The sequence below is a fragment of the Bordetella bronchiseptica genome (genome assembly GCF_900636925.1).
GTDB lineage: Bacteria > Pseudomonadota > Gammaproteobacteria > Burkholderiales > Burkholderiaceae_B > Bordetella > Bordetella pertussis.
This window is the reverse complement of sequence record NZ_LR134326.1, coordinates 747,331-760,012: the sequence shown is the minus strand read 5'-3', so window position 1 is coordinate 760,012 and position 12,682 is coordinate 747,331. Positions and strand designations below refer to the sequence as shown.

General features: G+C 68.4%; 12 protein-coding genes and 1 tRNA gene. 4 read left to right on the top strand and 9 right to left on the bottom strand.

What is annotated here, in order from left to right; all coding sequences use genetic code 11:
- Positions 1 to 178: 178 nt before the first annotated feature.
- The 7 genes from EL288_RS03600 to EL288_RS03570 all read right to left on the bottom strand — a co-directional run bounded on the left by EL288_RS03600 (position 179) and on the right by EL288_RS03570 (position 7,155).
- Positions 179 to 358, bottom strand: a complete 180-nt coding sequence (locus EL288_RS03600) for a hypothetical protein (RefSeq protein WP_003814728.1) — start codon at positions 356 to 358, stop codon at positions 179 to 181.
- Between the two features lie 274 nt (positions 359 to 632).
- Positions 633 to 707, bottom strand: a tRNA-Val gene (locus EL288_RS03595).
- Positions 708 to 766: 59 nt separating this feature from the next.
- On the bottom strand, positions 767 to 1,501 hold the full coding sequence (dnaQ, locus tag EL288_RS03590) for a DNA polymerase III subunit epsilon (protein ID WP_003814730.1): 735 nt from the start codon (positions 1,499 to 1,501) through the stop codon (positions 767 to 769).
- A gap of 8 nt (positions 1,502 to 1,509) precedes the next feature.
- Entirely contained in the window at positions 1,510 to 4,596 is a 3,087-nt protein-coding gene (locus EL288_RS03585; protein WP_003814731.1) for an efflux RND transporter permease subunit, read from the bottom strand.
- A gap of 12 nt (positions 4,597 to 4,608) precedes the next feature.
- Positions 4,609 to 5,688: an efflux RND transporter periplasmic adaptor subunit gene (locus EL288_RS03580; protein WP_126621892.1), complete on the bottom strand. Its 1,080-nt coding sequence runs from the start codon at positions 5,686 to 5,688 to the stop codon at positions 4,609 to 4,611.
- 168 nt (positions 5,689 to 5,856) lie between these two features.
- Complete coding sequence (gene rnhA / locus EL288_RS03575) at positions 5,857 to 6,324, bottom strand: ribonuclease HI (protein WP_003814734.1); 468 nt, start codon at positions 6,322 to 6,324, stop codon at positions 5,857 to 5,859.
- 60 nt (positions 6,325 to 6,384) lie between these two features.
- On the bottom strand, positions 6,385 to 7,155 hold the full coding sequence (locus EL288_RS03570; RefSeq protein ID WP_003814735.1) for a class I SAM-dependent methyltransferase: 771 nt from the start codon (positions 7,153 to 7,155) through the stop codon (positions 6,385 to 6,387).
- A gap of 20 nt (positions 7,156 to 7,175) precedes the next feature.
- On the opposite strand from EL288_RS03570, the gene gloB reads away from it, so the two are divergent.
- The 3 genes from gloB (at position 7,176) to fabI (ending at position 10,276) form a co-directional block, all read left to right on the top strand.
- Positions 7,176 to 7,976: a hydroxyacylglutathione hydrolase gene (gloB, locus tag EL288_RS03565; RefSeq protein WP_010927090.1), complete on the top strand. Its 801-nt coding sequence runs from the start codon at positions 7,176 to 7,178 to the stop codon at positions 7,974 to 7,976.
- 10 nt (positions 7,977 to 7,986) lie between these two features.
- Positions 7,987 to 9,396 (top strand): transglycosylase SLT domain-containing protein, encoded by a 1,410-nt coding sequence (locus EL288_RS03560; RefSeq protein WP_003814738.1) that lies wholly within the window; start codon positions 7,987 to 7,989, stop codon positions 9,394 to 9,396.
- Between the two features lie 94 nt (positions 9,397 to 9,490).
- Positions 9,491 to 10,276 carry an enoyl-ACP reductase FabI gene (fabI, locus tag EL288_RS03555; protein WP_003814739.1) on the top strand — a complete coding sequence of 262 codons (786 nt, stop codon included), beginning with the start codon at positions 9,491 to 9,493 and terminating at the stop codon, positions 10,274 to 10,276.
- 151 nt (positions 10,277 to 10,427) lie between these two features.
- Here the strand turns inward: fabI and EL288_RS03550 are convergent, their stop codons facing one another.
- Positions 10,428 to 10,820 carry an OsmC family protein gene (locus EL288_RS03550; RefSeq protein WP_003814742.1) on the bottom strand — a complete coding sequence of 131 codons (393 nt, stop codon included), beginning with the start codon at positions 10,818 to 10,820 and terminating at the stop codon, positions 10,428 to 10,430.
- A gap of 137 nt (positions 10,821 to 10,957) precedes the next feature.
- Between EL288_RS03550 and EL288_RS03545 the strand changes: the two genes are divergently transcribed.
- Entirely contained in the window at positions 10,958 to 11,638 is a 681-nt protein-coding gene (locus EL288_RS03545) for a tellurite resistance TerB family protein (RefSeq protein ID WP_003814743.1), read from the top strand.
- A 4-nt stretch (positions 11,639 to 11,642) separates the two neighbouring features.
- Here the strand turns inward: EL288_RS03545 and EL288_RS03540 are convergent, their stop codons facing one another.
- Positions 11,643 to 12,614: a tripartite tricarboxylate transporter substrate binding protein gene (locus EL288_RS03540; RefSeq protein WP_003814745.1), complete on the bottom strand. Its 972-nt coding sequence runs from the start codon at positions 12,612 to 12,614 to the stop codon at positions 11,643 to 11,645.
- Between the last annotated feature and the right edge of the window lie 68 nt (positions 12,615 to 12,682).

Sequence of the window (12,682 nt, the reverse complement as noted above, 5' to 3'; positions counted from 1 at the left end):
TTGGCTGGCCAGGCGCCACGGAGGTCCATGGATAATGAACGGGCGGCGCGCAAGCCATGGTCGTTGTTCGACGATAGCCCAGGCCTGGCGCGCAGGCCCGGGGATGCGCACAGACAGCACCCGGCCGTCCGCACGCGGCGCATCCTAACATGCCGCGCGTGCCGGCCCCGCGGCCGGCTCAGTAGTAGAAAGAGTTGAAGGTAATGTATGCCTTGTAGGCGATCGTCGCGAGCGCGGCGATCAGGCCGATGCCCAGCAGGCCCAGGCCAAGGTTGCGGTCGCGCAGGCCGAAGCCCACGATCATCAAGGCGACGGCCGCCGCGATGATGATCAGCATCGTGTTCGTATCCGGGTGCATGCTTTTGTTCTCCCTGGTTGACCTGGCCGCGGCCGCCCCGCGACGATGCGGCCCGCGCGCGCCACCGGCGCCTCCCCAAAACGGCAACCCCGCCCCATCTTAGCTGCCGTGCCTGCCTTGCGGACTCTACCGCAGGCGCAGGCTTGCGCCAAATCAACGGCGACGGCCCGCCCGCGCCACAAGACGCAGCACGCGCTCGCGCAAAGGTAGAAAAAAGGAAGCGGAAATGAAGAAGGGCCGGTGCTTTTGCAAGCGACCGGCCCTTCTGGGATGCTGGTGGGTGGTACAAGTTTCGAACTTGTGACCCCTGCCGTGTGAAGGCAGTGCTCTACCACTGAGCTAACCACCCCGAAAGAGGCGAAATTCTAGCACGAAAAAAACATTGTGTGCAAACGACCGCCCGCAGGCTCAGCCAGGCTGCCCGGATTCCGCGGGCAGCGGCTCGATCGCGCGCCAGGCGCAGGCCCCGCCGACCGCCTTGTCCAGCGCCTGCAGATAGGCCGCATGCTCGGCCAATTCCGCTTCGCTGGCGGCCAGCACGGTCAGCACCGAGGCATCGAACTTGCCCAGCACCAACGCGCCGTTGGCGTTCGCGCCCTGGTCATCGACGTCGATCAGCAAGGCGTCCTGGCCGCGCGTCATCGCCAGCCAGACCTCGGCCAGCAGCTGCGAGTCGAGCAAGGCGCCGTGCAGGGTCCGGTGGGCGTTGGAGATGCCGTAGCGGTCGCACAGCGCGTCGAGCGAGTTGCGCTTGCCGGGGTGCAGGCTGCGCGCATGCAGCAGCGAATCGACAATGTTCTCGCAGTGGGTGTTCAGCGGATCGCGGCCGATGCGCTGCAGCTCGGCGTTGAAGAACTTGACGTCGAACGCGGCGTTGTGGGCGATCAGCTCGGCGTCGGCGATGAAAGCCAGGAATTGCTCGGCCACTTCGGCAAAGCGCGGCTTGTCGGCCAGGAACTCGGTGGTCAGGCCGTGCACCGCCAGCGCCTCGGGGTCGCTGTCGCGGTCAGGGTTCAGGTAGAGGTGCAGATTGTTGCCCGTGACCATCCGGTTGACGATCTCGACGCAACCGATTTCGACGATGCGATGGCCCTGGGCCGGGTCCAGGCCGGTGGTTTCCGTATCGAAAATGATCTGGCGCATAAGCGGTGCTACTCCGAGGCGGGCGGCGCGACGGCCGGCCCGGTATGGCTGGCGCCGGTGCGCTGCCCTTGCGGGCGCGCCGCGGCGATCATCGAATACGCCACCGGCACCACGAACAAAGTCAGTAGTGTACCCAGCATCAGCCCGCCGACCAGCACCCAGCCGATCTGCTGGCGCGATTCGGCGCCCGCGCCCTGCGCCAGCGCCAGCGGCACGGTGCCCAGCACCATGGCGCCGGTCGTCATCAGGATGGGACGCAGGCGCAGCACGCTGGCCTCGACCACGGCCTCGTGCATGGCCTTGCCCTGGTCGCGCAGCTGGTTGGCGAATTCGACGATCAGGATGCCGTGCTTGGTGATCAGCCCCACCAGGGTGATCAGGCCGATCTGGCTGTAGATGGACAGCGTGCCGCCGGTCAGCCACAGCGCCAGCAACGCCCCGGTCATCGACAGCGGCACCGACAGCATGATGATGAAGGGATTGCGCCAGCTCTCGAACTGGGCCGCCAGCACCAGGTAGATGAAAGCCAGCGCCATGGCAAACACCAGGTAGATGCTGCCCGACGAGTCGCGGAACTCGCGCGACTGGCCATCGAGGTCGGTGATCACCGTATTGGGCAGCACGTCGCGCGCCACCCGGTGCATGTGGTCGAGCACTTCGCCCAGCGCATAGCCCGGCGCCACCGCTGCGTCGACCTTGACCGCGCGCAAGCGGTTGAAGTGGTTGAGCGACTGCGGCGACACGCTTTCGCGCACCGACAGCAGGTTGTCCAGCTGCACCATGCTGCCATCGCGCGCCCGCACGTAAATGCCCGAGATGTCGGTGGGCGTGGCGCGGTCGCCCTGCACCACCTGCACGATCACGTCGTACTGTTCGCCCTGGTCCTTGTAGCGCGTGACCTGCCGCCCCCCCAGCATGGATTCCAGGGTGCGCCCGACCACTTCGACGCTGGCCCCCACGTCGGCCATCTTGTCGCGATCGACGTGCACGCGCAGTTCGGGGGTGTTCAGGCGCAGGTCGGTATCGATGTTCTGCAGGCCGGGATAGTCGCGCAGCGCATTGGTGAACACGCCGACCAGCTTGGCCAGCTCGGGATACGAGGCCTGGCTCATGATGATGAATTCCACCGGCTTGGAACGGGCCGACTGCCCCAGCGAGGGCGGATTGGTCGGGAACGCCCGCACGCCCGGCAGCGACGCGAACTTGGGCTGCAGCTCCTGGGCGATCTGCTGCTGGCGCCGGGTGCGCTCCTCCCAGGGCGTCAGGCGCAGGATGGCCGTGCCGTCGGTGACCGTCGGAAAGCCCACCGTCACCTGGGCGGTGGCGGCCTCCGGGATGGCGGCGTAGAACTGTTCGATGCCCAGCATGCTGTCGAGCGTGTAGTTCAGCGTGGCGCCTTCGGGTGCGCTGACGATGCCGAACACGACGCCGCGGTCCTCGATCGGGGCCAGTTCGCTCTTGACCACCGAGAACAGCACCCCGCTGGCGGCCGCCACCACGGCGCCCACGCCCACCACCGTCCAGCGATGGCGCAAGGCCAGCTCCAGCGCGCGCCGGTAGCCGCGCCCCAGCGCTTCCAGCCAGCCCTCGATCAGGTTGTACCAGCGATTGTGGCTGTGCTGGTGCCGCAGCAGCACCGAGCACATCATGGGGGTAAGCGTCAGCGCCACGAAGCCCGACACCAGCACGGCGCCCGCCAGCGCCAGCGCGAATTCGATGAACAGCCGCCCGGTGCGGCCGGTGGCGAACGCCAGCGGCGCGTACACCGTGACCAGGGTCAGGGTCATCGCCACCACCGCGAAGCCGATCTCGCGCGACCCCTGGAACGCCGCCTGCTTGCGCGGCATGCCTTCCTCGATGTGCCGGAAGATGTTCTCCAGCACCACGATGGCGTCGTCGACCACCAGCCCGATGGCCAGCACCATCGCGAGCAGGGTCAGGGTGTTGATCGAAAAGCCGAACAGGTACATCAGGGCGCAGGCGCCCACCAGCGATACCGGGATGGTGACGATGGGGATGATGCTGGCGCGCAGGTTGCGCAGGAAGAAGAAGATCACCAGCACCACCAGGATGATGGCTTCGCCGATGGTCTTGAACACCGAGTCGATCGAACGCTCGATGAACACCGACGAGTCATAGGCGATGTTCAGCTTCATTCCGGCCGGCAGGCTCTGGTTGAGCTGCACGATCTCGGCGCGCACCGCCTTGGAGAGCTCCAGCGGATTGGCGGTGGACTGGCGCGTCAGGCCGATATTGATGGCCGAACGCCCGTTGTAGCGCGACAGCACGCGATCATTGGCCGCGCCGATCTCCACCTTGGCCACGTCGCGCAGGCGCACCGGATAGCCCTTGACGTTGGCCACCACCACATCCTCGAACTGGGCCGGCGTCTGCAGGTCGGTCGAGGACACCACCGAGAATTCGCGCGCGCGCGATTCGATGCGCCCGGCCGGGATCTCCACGTTCTGGCTGCGCAGCGCCGCCTCCACGTCCTGCACCGTCAGCCCGTAGGCCGCCAGCTTGTCGCGGTCCACGTAGATGCGCATCGACGGCAGGCGCTCGCCGAACACGCGCACCTCGGCCGCGCCCGGCAGCACCGACAGGCGGGTCTTGATATAGCGGTTGATGTAGTCCGAGGTCTGGATGGCCGAGTACGAGCCGGATTCGACCGCGATGTAGATGATGGGCTGGGAATCGGCCTCGACCTTGCCGATGATGGGCTCGTCGATCTCGTCGGGCAGGAAGCGGCGCGCCCGCGATACCTTGTCGCGCACTTCGGCGGCCGCGGCGTCCGGATCGCGCGAGAGGCTGAACTTGATGTTGATCAGGCTGCGCTCGGAGCGGCTGCGCGAGGTCATCACGTCCACGCCCTCGATGCCCGCCAGCTGGTCTTCCAGGGGCTTGGTGACCTGCGACTCGATCACCTCGGGCGAGGCGCCCTTGTAGGTGGTGTCGACCGAGACGATGGGCTCGTCGATCTTGGGATATTCGCGCACACTCAGGCGCGTATACGAAATAAGGCCGATCAGGACGATGATCAGCGAGAGCACCGACGCGAAGACCGGCCGGCGGATGCAGATTTCCGAGAGCACCATGGCGCGCCCCGCCTACGAACCGTTGGCGATGATCGTGACCGGCGCGCCATCGGTCAGGCGCTGCAGGCCGGCCACCACCACCTCGTCGCCGGCGCCCACGCCGGTTAGCAGCTCGACCCGGCCTTCGCGCCGCTCGCCCACCGTCACCTCGACCCGCTGCGCCACGCCATCGCGCACGCGGAACACATACTGGGTCTGGCCCGACGGCGACAACGCCGCCTCGGGCACCGCCAGCGCCTTTTCCTGGCCGAACAGCAGCTGCACGCGCGCGAACATGCCCGGACGCAGCACGCTGTCGGGGTTGGCCACGGTGGCGCGCAGCAGGATCGAGCGGCCGCCCGCGTCGACCAGCGGGCTGACGGCGTACACCACGCCCTGGCGCTGCTCGCCGGGCAGGGCATCGAGCCGCACGCTGAGCATCTGGCCCACGCCCACCTTGCTGAAATACATCTCGGGCACGCGGAAATCGACCTTGAGCGGATCGATCGCCTCCAGCGGCGCGAGGTCCTGCCCCTGGTTGACGTAGTCGCCCACGGACACGTCGCGCAGTCCCACGATGCCGGCAAACGGCGCGCGTATCGTCATCTTGTCCAGCCGGGCCTGGGCCAGCGCGGCCGCGGCCTGCTGCACCTTCAGCGAGCTGGCCGCCTCGTCGCGCGCCTGCTGGCTGACAAAGCCGCGGCCCTGCAGGTCCTGGGCGCGCCGGAACTGGCTTTGCGCCAGCGCCAGGTTGGCGCGCGCCTGGTCCAGCTCGGCGCGCGGCACCGAGTCGTCCAGCCGCACCAGGGTCTGCCCGGCCCGCACCGCCTCGCCTTCCTTGAAATCGATGTGCTGGATGCGGCCCGCCACTTCGGGGCGCAGCACCACCGACTCGTCAGAGCGCAGGCTGCCCACGGCGGCGATCCCGCGCGCGAACGGCGTCTCCACCACCTTGGCGGTTTCGACCCGGACGGCCGCCGGCGTCACGCCGGGCTGGGCCAGCGGCGTCACCGGCGCGCCGGAATTGGAGAGCCAGCGCGGCACATAGAGGCCCAGGGCAGCCCCCGCGGCCAGCCCGGCGGCGACTGCGGCAATCAATGCGGCTTTCTTCATGCGAAAACGTGGCAAGGCCGCACCGACCGGGCGATGCGGCAGCAAATTGGGAAGTCTGGCACTGTAGCACCCGCGTTTACATCTTGGCACAGCACTACCCTGCAGTTTCGCGGAATTCGGACCCGCCGTGCCATGCAATGCCGCCCGTTTAGGGATATCCCTGGTGCGCTAGCGGCCCCGCGCGGCCTCCACCCCCTGGTTGGCCAGGGCGTCGGCGCGCTCGTTGCCCGGATCGCCGGCGTGCCCGCGCACCCAGCGCCACTGCACCTGGTGCCGGCCGACCTGCTCGTCCAGGGCCTGCCACAGCTCGACGTTCTTGACCGGTTTCTTGTCGGCCGTGCGCCAGCCGCGCCGCTTCCAGTTCGCCAGCCATTCCGTCATGCCTTTCATGACATATTGGGAATCGGTGTGGATGGTGACGCGGCACGGCCGTTTCAGCGCCCGCAGGCCCTCGATGACGGCCATCAGCTCCATGCGGTTGTTGGTGGTCTGGCGTTCGCCGCCGTGCATGGTTTTCTCGTGCTGGCCGGCGCGCATCAGCACGCCCCATCCGCCCGGGCCGGGATTGCCCTTGCATGCGCCGTCGGTCCACATTTCCACCTGCTGGCCGTCGCCGCTACCTTCTAGATTCTGCATAGTGTCCGTATCGGGGCGCGCCGGATCGGCCCGGCGCGCCGGAATGAAAGTACGGCATTATCACCGGCCCGGATCGTCGGCCTGGCGATTGACCGCCACCGAGGCGGCCTGGGCGCGCTTGCGGCGCGTCTTCCAGGCCGGGCCGATCAGGCGCATGGCGGCGACCTTCTTGGTGGCGGTCACCACGTACACGGCGCCGCCCAGGCCCCACCAGCGCTGGCCGTAGCGCTCCATGAAGCGCCAGCGGCGCAGCCACTTGTCGGTGCGGCAGGCGGGCGCGTAGCAGCCGAACCGCCCGCGCTCGACCTCGAACGACAGCAGCTTGAACCAGTCCTTCAGGCGCGGCAGCGCGACCTGCGCCGACAGGGGCAGCGGCAGCCAGGCCTCCATGCCGGGCATGAGATTGCGCGCCCCCCACAGGCTCCAGGGGTTGAAGCCGGAAATCACCACCCGCCCTTCGGGCACCAGCACGCGCTCGACCTCGCGCAGCACCAGATGGGGCGCCTCGGCGCATTCGAAGGCGTGCGGCAGCACCAGCAGATCCACGCTCTGCGACTCGAACGGCAGCGCCTCGGGCGCGGCCGCCACGCAGGCCTGCCAGCCTTGCGCCAGCTCGGGCGGCGGCACGCCGGCCCCCACCCAGGCCTTGAACGGCATGCGGTTGGCGCGCAGCAGGTTGGGCTCGGCCAGCCCCACCTGCCAAGCGTAATATCCGAAGATGTCAGCCACCGCCTCGTCGAACTGGGCCTGCTCCCAGGCCAGGACGTACTGCCCCGGCGGCGTCTGGAACCATTCGGCCAGTTCTACAATCGGCGGAGTTTCTTCTGCCACGCTGTCGATCCCTTTCCAATATGCAAACCGCGCCCCCCCTGTCCGCCGTCGTGCCCTTGCCGGCCTTTTCCGATAACTATATCTGGGCCCTGGCCCATGAGGGCCAGGCCGCCGTGGTCGATCCCGGCGACGCCGCGCCGGTGCTGCGCTGGCTGCGCGCAACCGGCGCCACGCTGCGCGCCATTCTACTCACGCATCATCACCCCGACCACGTGGGCGGCGTGCTGGAATTGGTGCAGGCCACCGGCGCGACGGTGTACGGCCCGGCCGGCGAAACCCTGCCGCACTGCGACGTGCGGCTGGCCGAGGGCGACCGCGTGACGCTGCCCGAACTGGCGCTGGCGCTGGAGGTCCTGGACGTGCCCGGCCACACGGCCGGCCACATCGCCTACACCGGCCGCGCGGCCGGCGTCGAGCGCGTGCTTTTCTGTGGCGACACCCTGTTTGCCGGCGGCTGTGGCCGGCTGTTCGAGGGAACCCCGGCGCAAATGCTTGATTCATTGGAGAAATTATCTGCCTTACCGGCAGATACACAGGTTTGCTGTGCGCACGAGTACACTCTAGCGAACTTGCGCTGGGCGCTGGCGGTCGAACCCGCCAACCGCACCCTGCAACAGTGGTACCAGCGGGCCCAGGAGCTGCGCAACGAAGGGACGCCCACCTTGCCGTCGACGATCGGCCAGGAGCGCGAGACCAATCCTTTCCTGCGCACACCGCATGCCGCCGTTGCTCACGCTGCTGCTGTCTGGTCCGGACGTTCCCTGGCAACGCCCGTGGAAGTCTTTGCGGCTTTGCGCCAATGGAAGAACAATTTCAAGTGATCCACCGCCCATGAGATTTCTCCGCCTCCTGCTACCCCTGTTCCTCGCCGTACTTGCCGGCTGCGCCGGCACCGCAAAACAGAACCAGGCCGCCGGTCCCTCCAGCAACCGCTACATCGCCCAAGACACCTCCCGCACCGTCGATCTCACCAGCCCCCCCAGCGACGCCTGGGACCGCATCCGCCGCGGCTTCGCCATCCCCAACCTGAACACCGACCTGGCCCAGGAGTGGACCGACTACTACGCGTCGCACCCCGAGTCGGTGCAGCGCATGGCCGAGCGGGCCGGCAAGTACCTGTACTTCATCGTCGACGAAATCAACCGCCGCGGCCTGCCCACCGAGCTGGCGCTGCTGCCCTTCGTCGAAAGCGCCTACAACCCCACCGCCCTGTCGCGCTCGCAAGCCTCGGGCCTGTGGCAGTTCATTCCCACCACCGGCCAGCATTTCAACCTCAAGCAGGACTGGTGGCGCGACGAGCGCCGCGACCCGATCGCCTCGACCTACGCCGCGCTCGACTACCTGGAAAAGCTGTTCGAGATGCAGGGCGACTGGTACCTGGCGCTGGCCTCGTACAACTGGGGCGAGGGCTCGGTGCAACGCGCCATGGCCAAGAACGAGGCGGCCGGCCTGGGCACCGACTACCTGTCGCTGAACATGCCCGACGAGACCCGCAACTACGTGCCCAAGCTGCAGGCCATCAAGAACATCATCGCCAACCCGCGCAAGTTCGCGGTGGTATTGCCGCCGGTCGAGAACACCCCGTATTTCGTCGCGGTGCAGAAGAACCGCGACATCGACATCGAGCTGGCGGCCAGGCTGGCCGAAATGCCGCTGGACGAATTCAAGGCGCTCAACCCCGCGTTCAACCGTCCCCTGATCCGCGGCGAGCATGCCCCCACCCTGCTGCTGCCGGCCGACCGGGCCGACCGCTTCAACGCCAACCTGCAGAACTACAAGGGCGACCTCAGTTCCTGGAAGGTCTACCATACGCGCCGCGGCGAAAGCTATGCCGCCATCGCCAAGCGCTTCGGCATCAGCGAGGCCAAGCTGCGCGCCAGCAACGACATCGGCTCGAAACGGAAGGTGGCCGCCGGCCAGGCGCTGCTGATCCCGGGCGTGCCCAGCGGAGACGGCGCCGCCAATATCCAGCTGGCGTCGCTGTCGCCGCCGGTGGGCGCGCTGGACAACGTGGGCGAACCGCGCGCCGCTGCGGCGCCGCGCGGCAAGGCGCCGGCGCGCGTGGCCAGCGCGCGCCCCAACGTGCGCACCCACAAGGTCAGCTCGGGCGACACCCTGTTCGGCCTGGCGCGCAAATACGGCACCTCGGTCGGTGCGCTGCGCGCCCTGAACAACCTCAAGGGCAACAACCTGAAGCTGGGCTCGCAATTGCGCATCCCGGGCACCGGCACGCGCGGCTGACCAGGCGCGCCGGCCCCGCGCCGGCGCCCGTCCGCCAAGCCGCTAAAATTCCTACAATAGCGGCCTTTCCGCAAGGCAATCAAAGGACATCAACATGGGCTTTCTCGCCGGCAAGCGCATCCTCATGACCGGGGTGCTTTCCAACCGATCCATCGCCTACGGCATCGCGCGCGCCTGCCGCGACCAGGGCGCCGACCTGGCGTTCACCTACGTGGGCGACCGCTTCAAGGAACGCATCACCGAATTCGCCGCCTCGTTCGGCAGCGACATCGTGCTGCCCTGCGACGTGGCCGAGGACAGCCAGATCGACGCCGCCTTCGCCGAACTGGGCAAGCGCTGGGACGGCCTGGACGGCCTGGTGCACGCCATCGGCTTCGCGCCGCGCGAAGCGATCGCCGGCGACTTCCTCGACGGCCTGTCGCGCGAGAACTTTCGTATCGCGCACGATATCTCGGCCTACAGCTTCCCAGCCATGGCCAAGGCGGCGCTGCCGCTGATGGAAGGCCGCAAGGGCTCGGTCCTGACCCTGAGCTACCTGGGCTCCGAGCGCGTGGTCGCCAACTACAACACCATGGGCCTGGCCAAGGCCTCGCTGGAAGCCAGCGTGCGCTACCTGGCCACCGCCCTCGGCCCGCGCGGCATCCGCGCCAACGCCATCTCGGCCGGCCCCATCAAGACGCTGGCCGCCAGCGGCATCAAGGACTTCTCGTCGATCCTGAAGTTCGTCGAAGCCAACGCCCCGCTGCGCCGCAACGTCACCATCGAAGACGTCGGCAACGTCGCCGCCTTCATGCTGTCCGACCTCGCCGCCGGCATCACCGGCGAAATCACCCACGTCGACGCCGGCTTCTCGACCGTCGTCCCGGGAATGGAAAACTGATCCCTCCGGTGCCTGTCCCCGTAGGGGGACTGGCACCGGCCAAATCCGACCTCCGGTGCCTGTCCCCGCAGGGAGGGTGCCTGTCCCCGCCGGGACAGGCACACTGCTGTACGCCATCGACGCTTGACGGCCAAGACGGTATCTGTCCCCCCTACTCCACCACGATCGTCGACACCTGGATGTCGGTGGCGGTCATGAGTTTGTGCAGGGGGCACTTGTCGGCCACCTTGAGCAGTTCGTCGATCTGCGCGTCGTCCAGGTCGCCATGCAGTTTCAGCTTGGCGGTCAGGCGGTAGATGCCCTTGCGCTCTTCGCTGGCGTCGCGCACCACATCCACGTCCACCGCTTGCAGCGGCAGTCCCTTGCGCTGGGCGTACACCATCAGCGTCAACGCCTTGCAGCCGCCCAGCGCGGTGTCGAAATAGTCGTGCGGGTCCGGCCCTTCGCCCTGCGGTTGCGGCATGGCCAGCGGCAGTTCGTGGCCTTCGGCGGTGGCGGTGTACTGCAGTCCGCCGGGGGTGTTGGCGCGCACTTGGATCGTCATGGGATGTCTCCGTTCAGGCGCGGCCCCGCTGGCTGCGCGTCCAGGTTTTGTACCATGGGCGCCGCCTGACAACCGGCTGAACTATTTGGCAGACCGCCAGTCAGACGGTAATTCCACGCAAGACACAGGAGTCCACATTGAGCGCCCGTCAATTACTCGATCAGTTGTTGCAGTCCGGCCAGAGCCTGATGCAGGGCGCCGGCGCGCAAGCGCAGCAGGCCACCCAGGGCGGCAAGGGTACGTTCCTGGCCGGCCTGGGCGGCGGCGCGCTGGGCGCGGGCGCCCTGGGCCTGCTGCTGGGCAGCAAGAAGGCCCGCAAGATCGGCGGCAAGGTCGCCATGTACGGCGGCATGGCGGCGCTGGGCGCACTGGCCTATCGCGCCTACGACCAGTACCAGCGCAACCAGGCCGGCGGCGCGGCTGCCCCGGCGCCGCAGACCCTGGACCGCCTGCCGCCCGCCCAGGCCGAGCAGCACAGCAACGCCGTGCTGGTGGCCATGATAGGCGCGGCCAAGGCCGACGGCCACATCGGCCCCGACGAGCGCCAGTTGCTCGAAACCGAACTGGCCAAGCTGTCCGGCGACGCCGGCGACCGTGCCTGGCTGGAGGCCGAACTGGCCCGCCCGCTCGACCCGGCCGTCATCGCCCAGCAGGCGCGCACGCCGGAAATGGGGGCCGAAATGTACCTGGCCAGCCTGCTGGTGGCCGACGAGCAGAGCTTCATGGAACGCGCCTACCTGGACGAGCTGGCGCGCCAGCTCAAGCTGCCCGCCGAACTCAAGCAGCAGCTCGAGGCGCAGGTACCGGCCGCGGCCTGAGCCTTCAGTCGGCGCGCAGCCCCATGCGCGCCGTCAAGGCGGCGAAGCGGGCGATGTCGGCCTGCACCAGCGCCTCGAAGCGTTCCGGGCCTTCGCTGACCGGGTTGAAGCCCAGCGATTCGAGCTCCCGGCGCATGGCGGGTTCGGCCACGATGGCCGACAGCGCCTCGTACAGGCGCTGGATCACCGCCGGCGGCGTGCCGGCCGGCGCCAGCAGGCCATGCCACTGGTCCAGCTCATAGCCCGGCGCGCCCTGCTCGGCCACGGTGGGCACGTCCGGCAGCAGCGGCGAGCGCTGCGCCGAGGTCACCGCCAGCGCGCGCAACTTGCCCGCATGGATGAACGGCGCCGCGCTGGACGCGGTCACGATGCCCAGCGGCACCTGCCGCGACAGCACGTCCGTCAGCGCCGGGCCGCAACCTCGATACGGCACGTGCTGCAACCAGGCGCCGCTGGCCTGGCGCAGCATTTCGCCGGCCAGGTGCTGCGGCGTGCCGTTGCCGCACGAGGCGAACGCCAGCGTGCGGCTCTGCGTGTCCGCCTGGCGCAGCCGCTCCGGCAGGCCGGCATCGCCGGCCGGCTCGGCGGTCACGATCACCGAGGGCACATATGCGACGTTGATCACCGCCGTGAAATCGCGCGTGGGCGAGAAATCCAGGTTGCGGAACACCCCGGGGTTGACGGCGAACGAGCTGTTGACCATCAGCAGCGTATAGCCGTCGGGCCGCGCCTCGGCCACGGCGCGCGCGCCGATATTGCCGCTGGCGCCCGGACGGTTTTCCACCACCACCGGCTGGCCCAGCCGCTGCTGCATGGCGGCGCCCAGCTTGCGGGCCAGCAGGTCGGTGCCACCGCCGGGCGGGAAGGTCACGACAATGGTGATGGCGTGGTCGGGATAGGTGGCCGGCGCTTGCGCCGCGGCCGCGCCGGCGCCGAGCAGGCAGCCGGCCAACAGGATCGAGACTCGTGATTTCATGGTCGTCATGGGTGCAACGGGTCGCAACGCCCCGCATGGCGGGGCGCCGTGGTTGAGAAAACGGAACA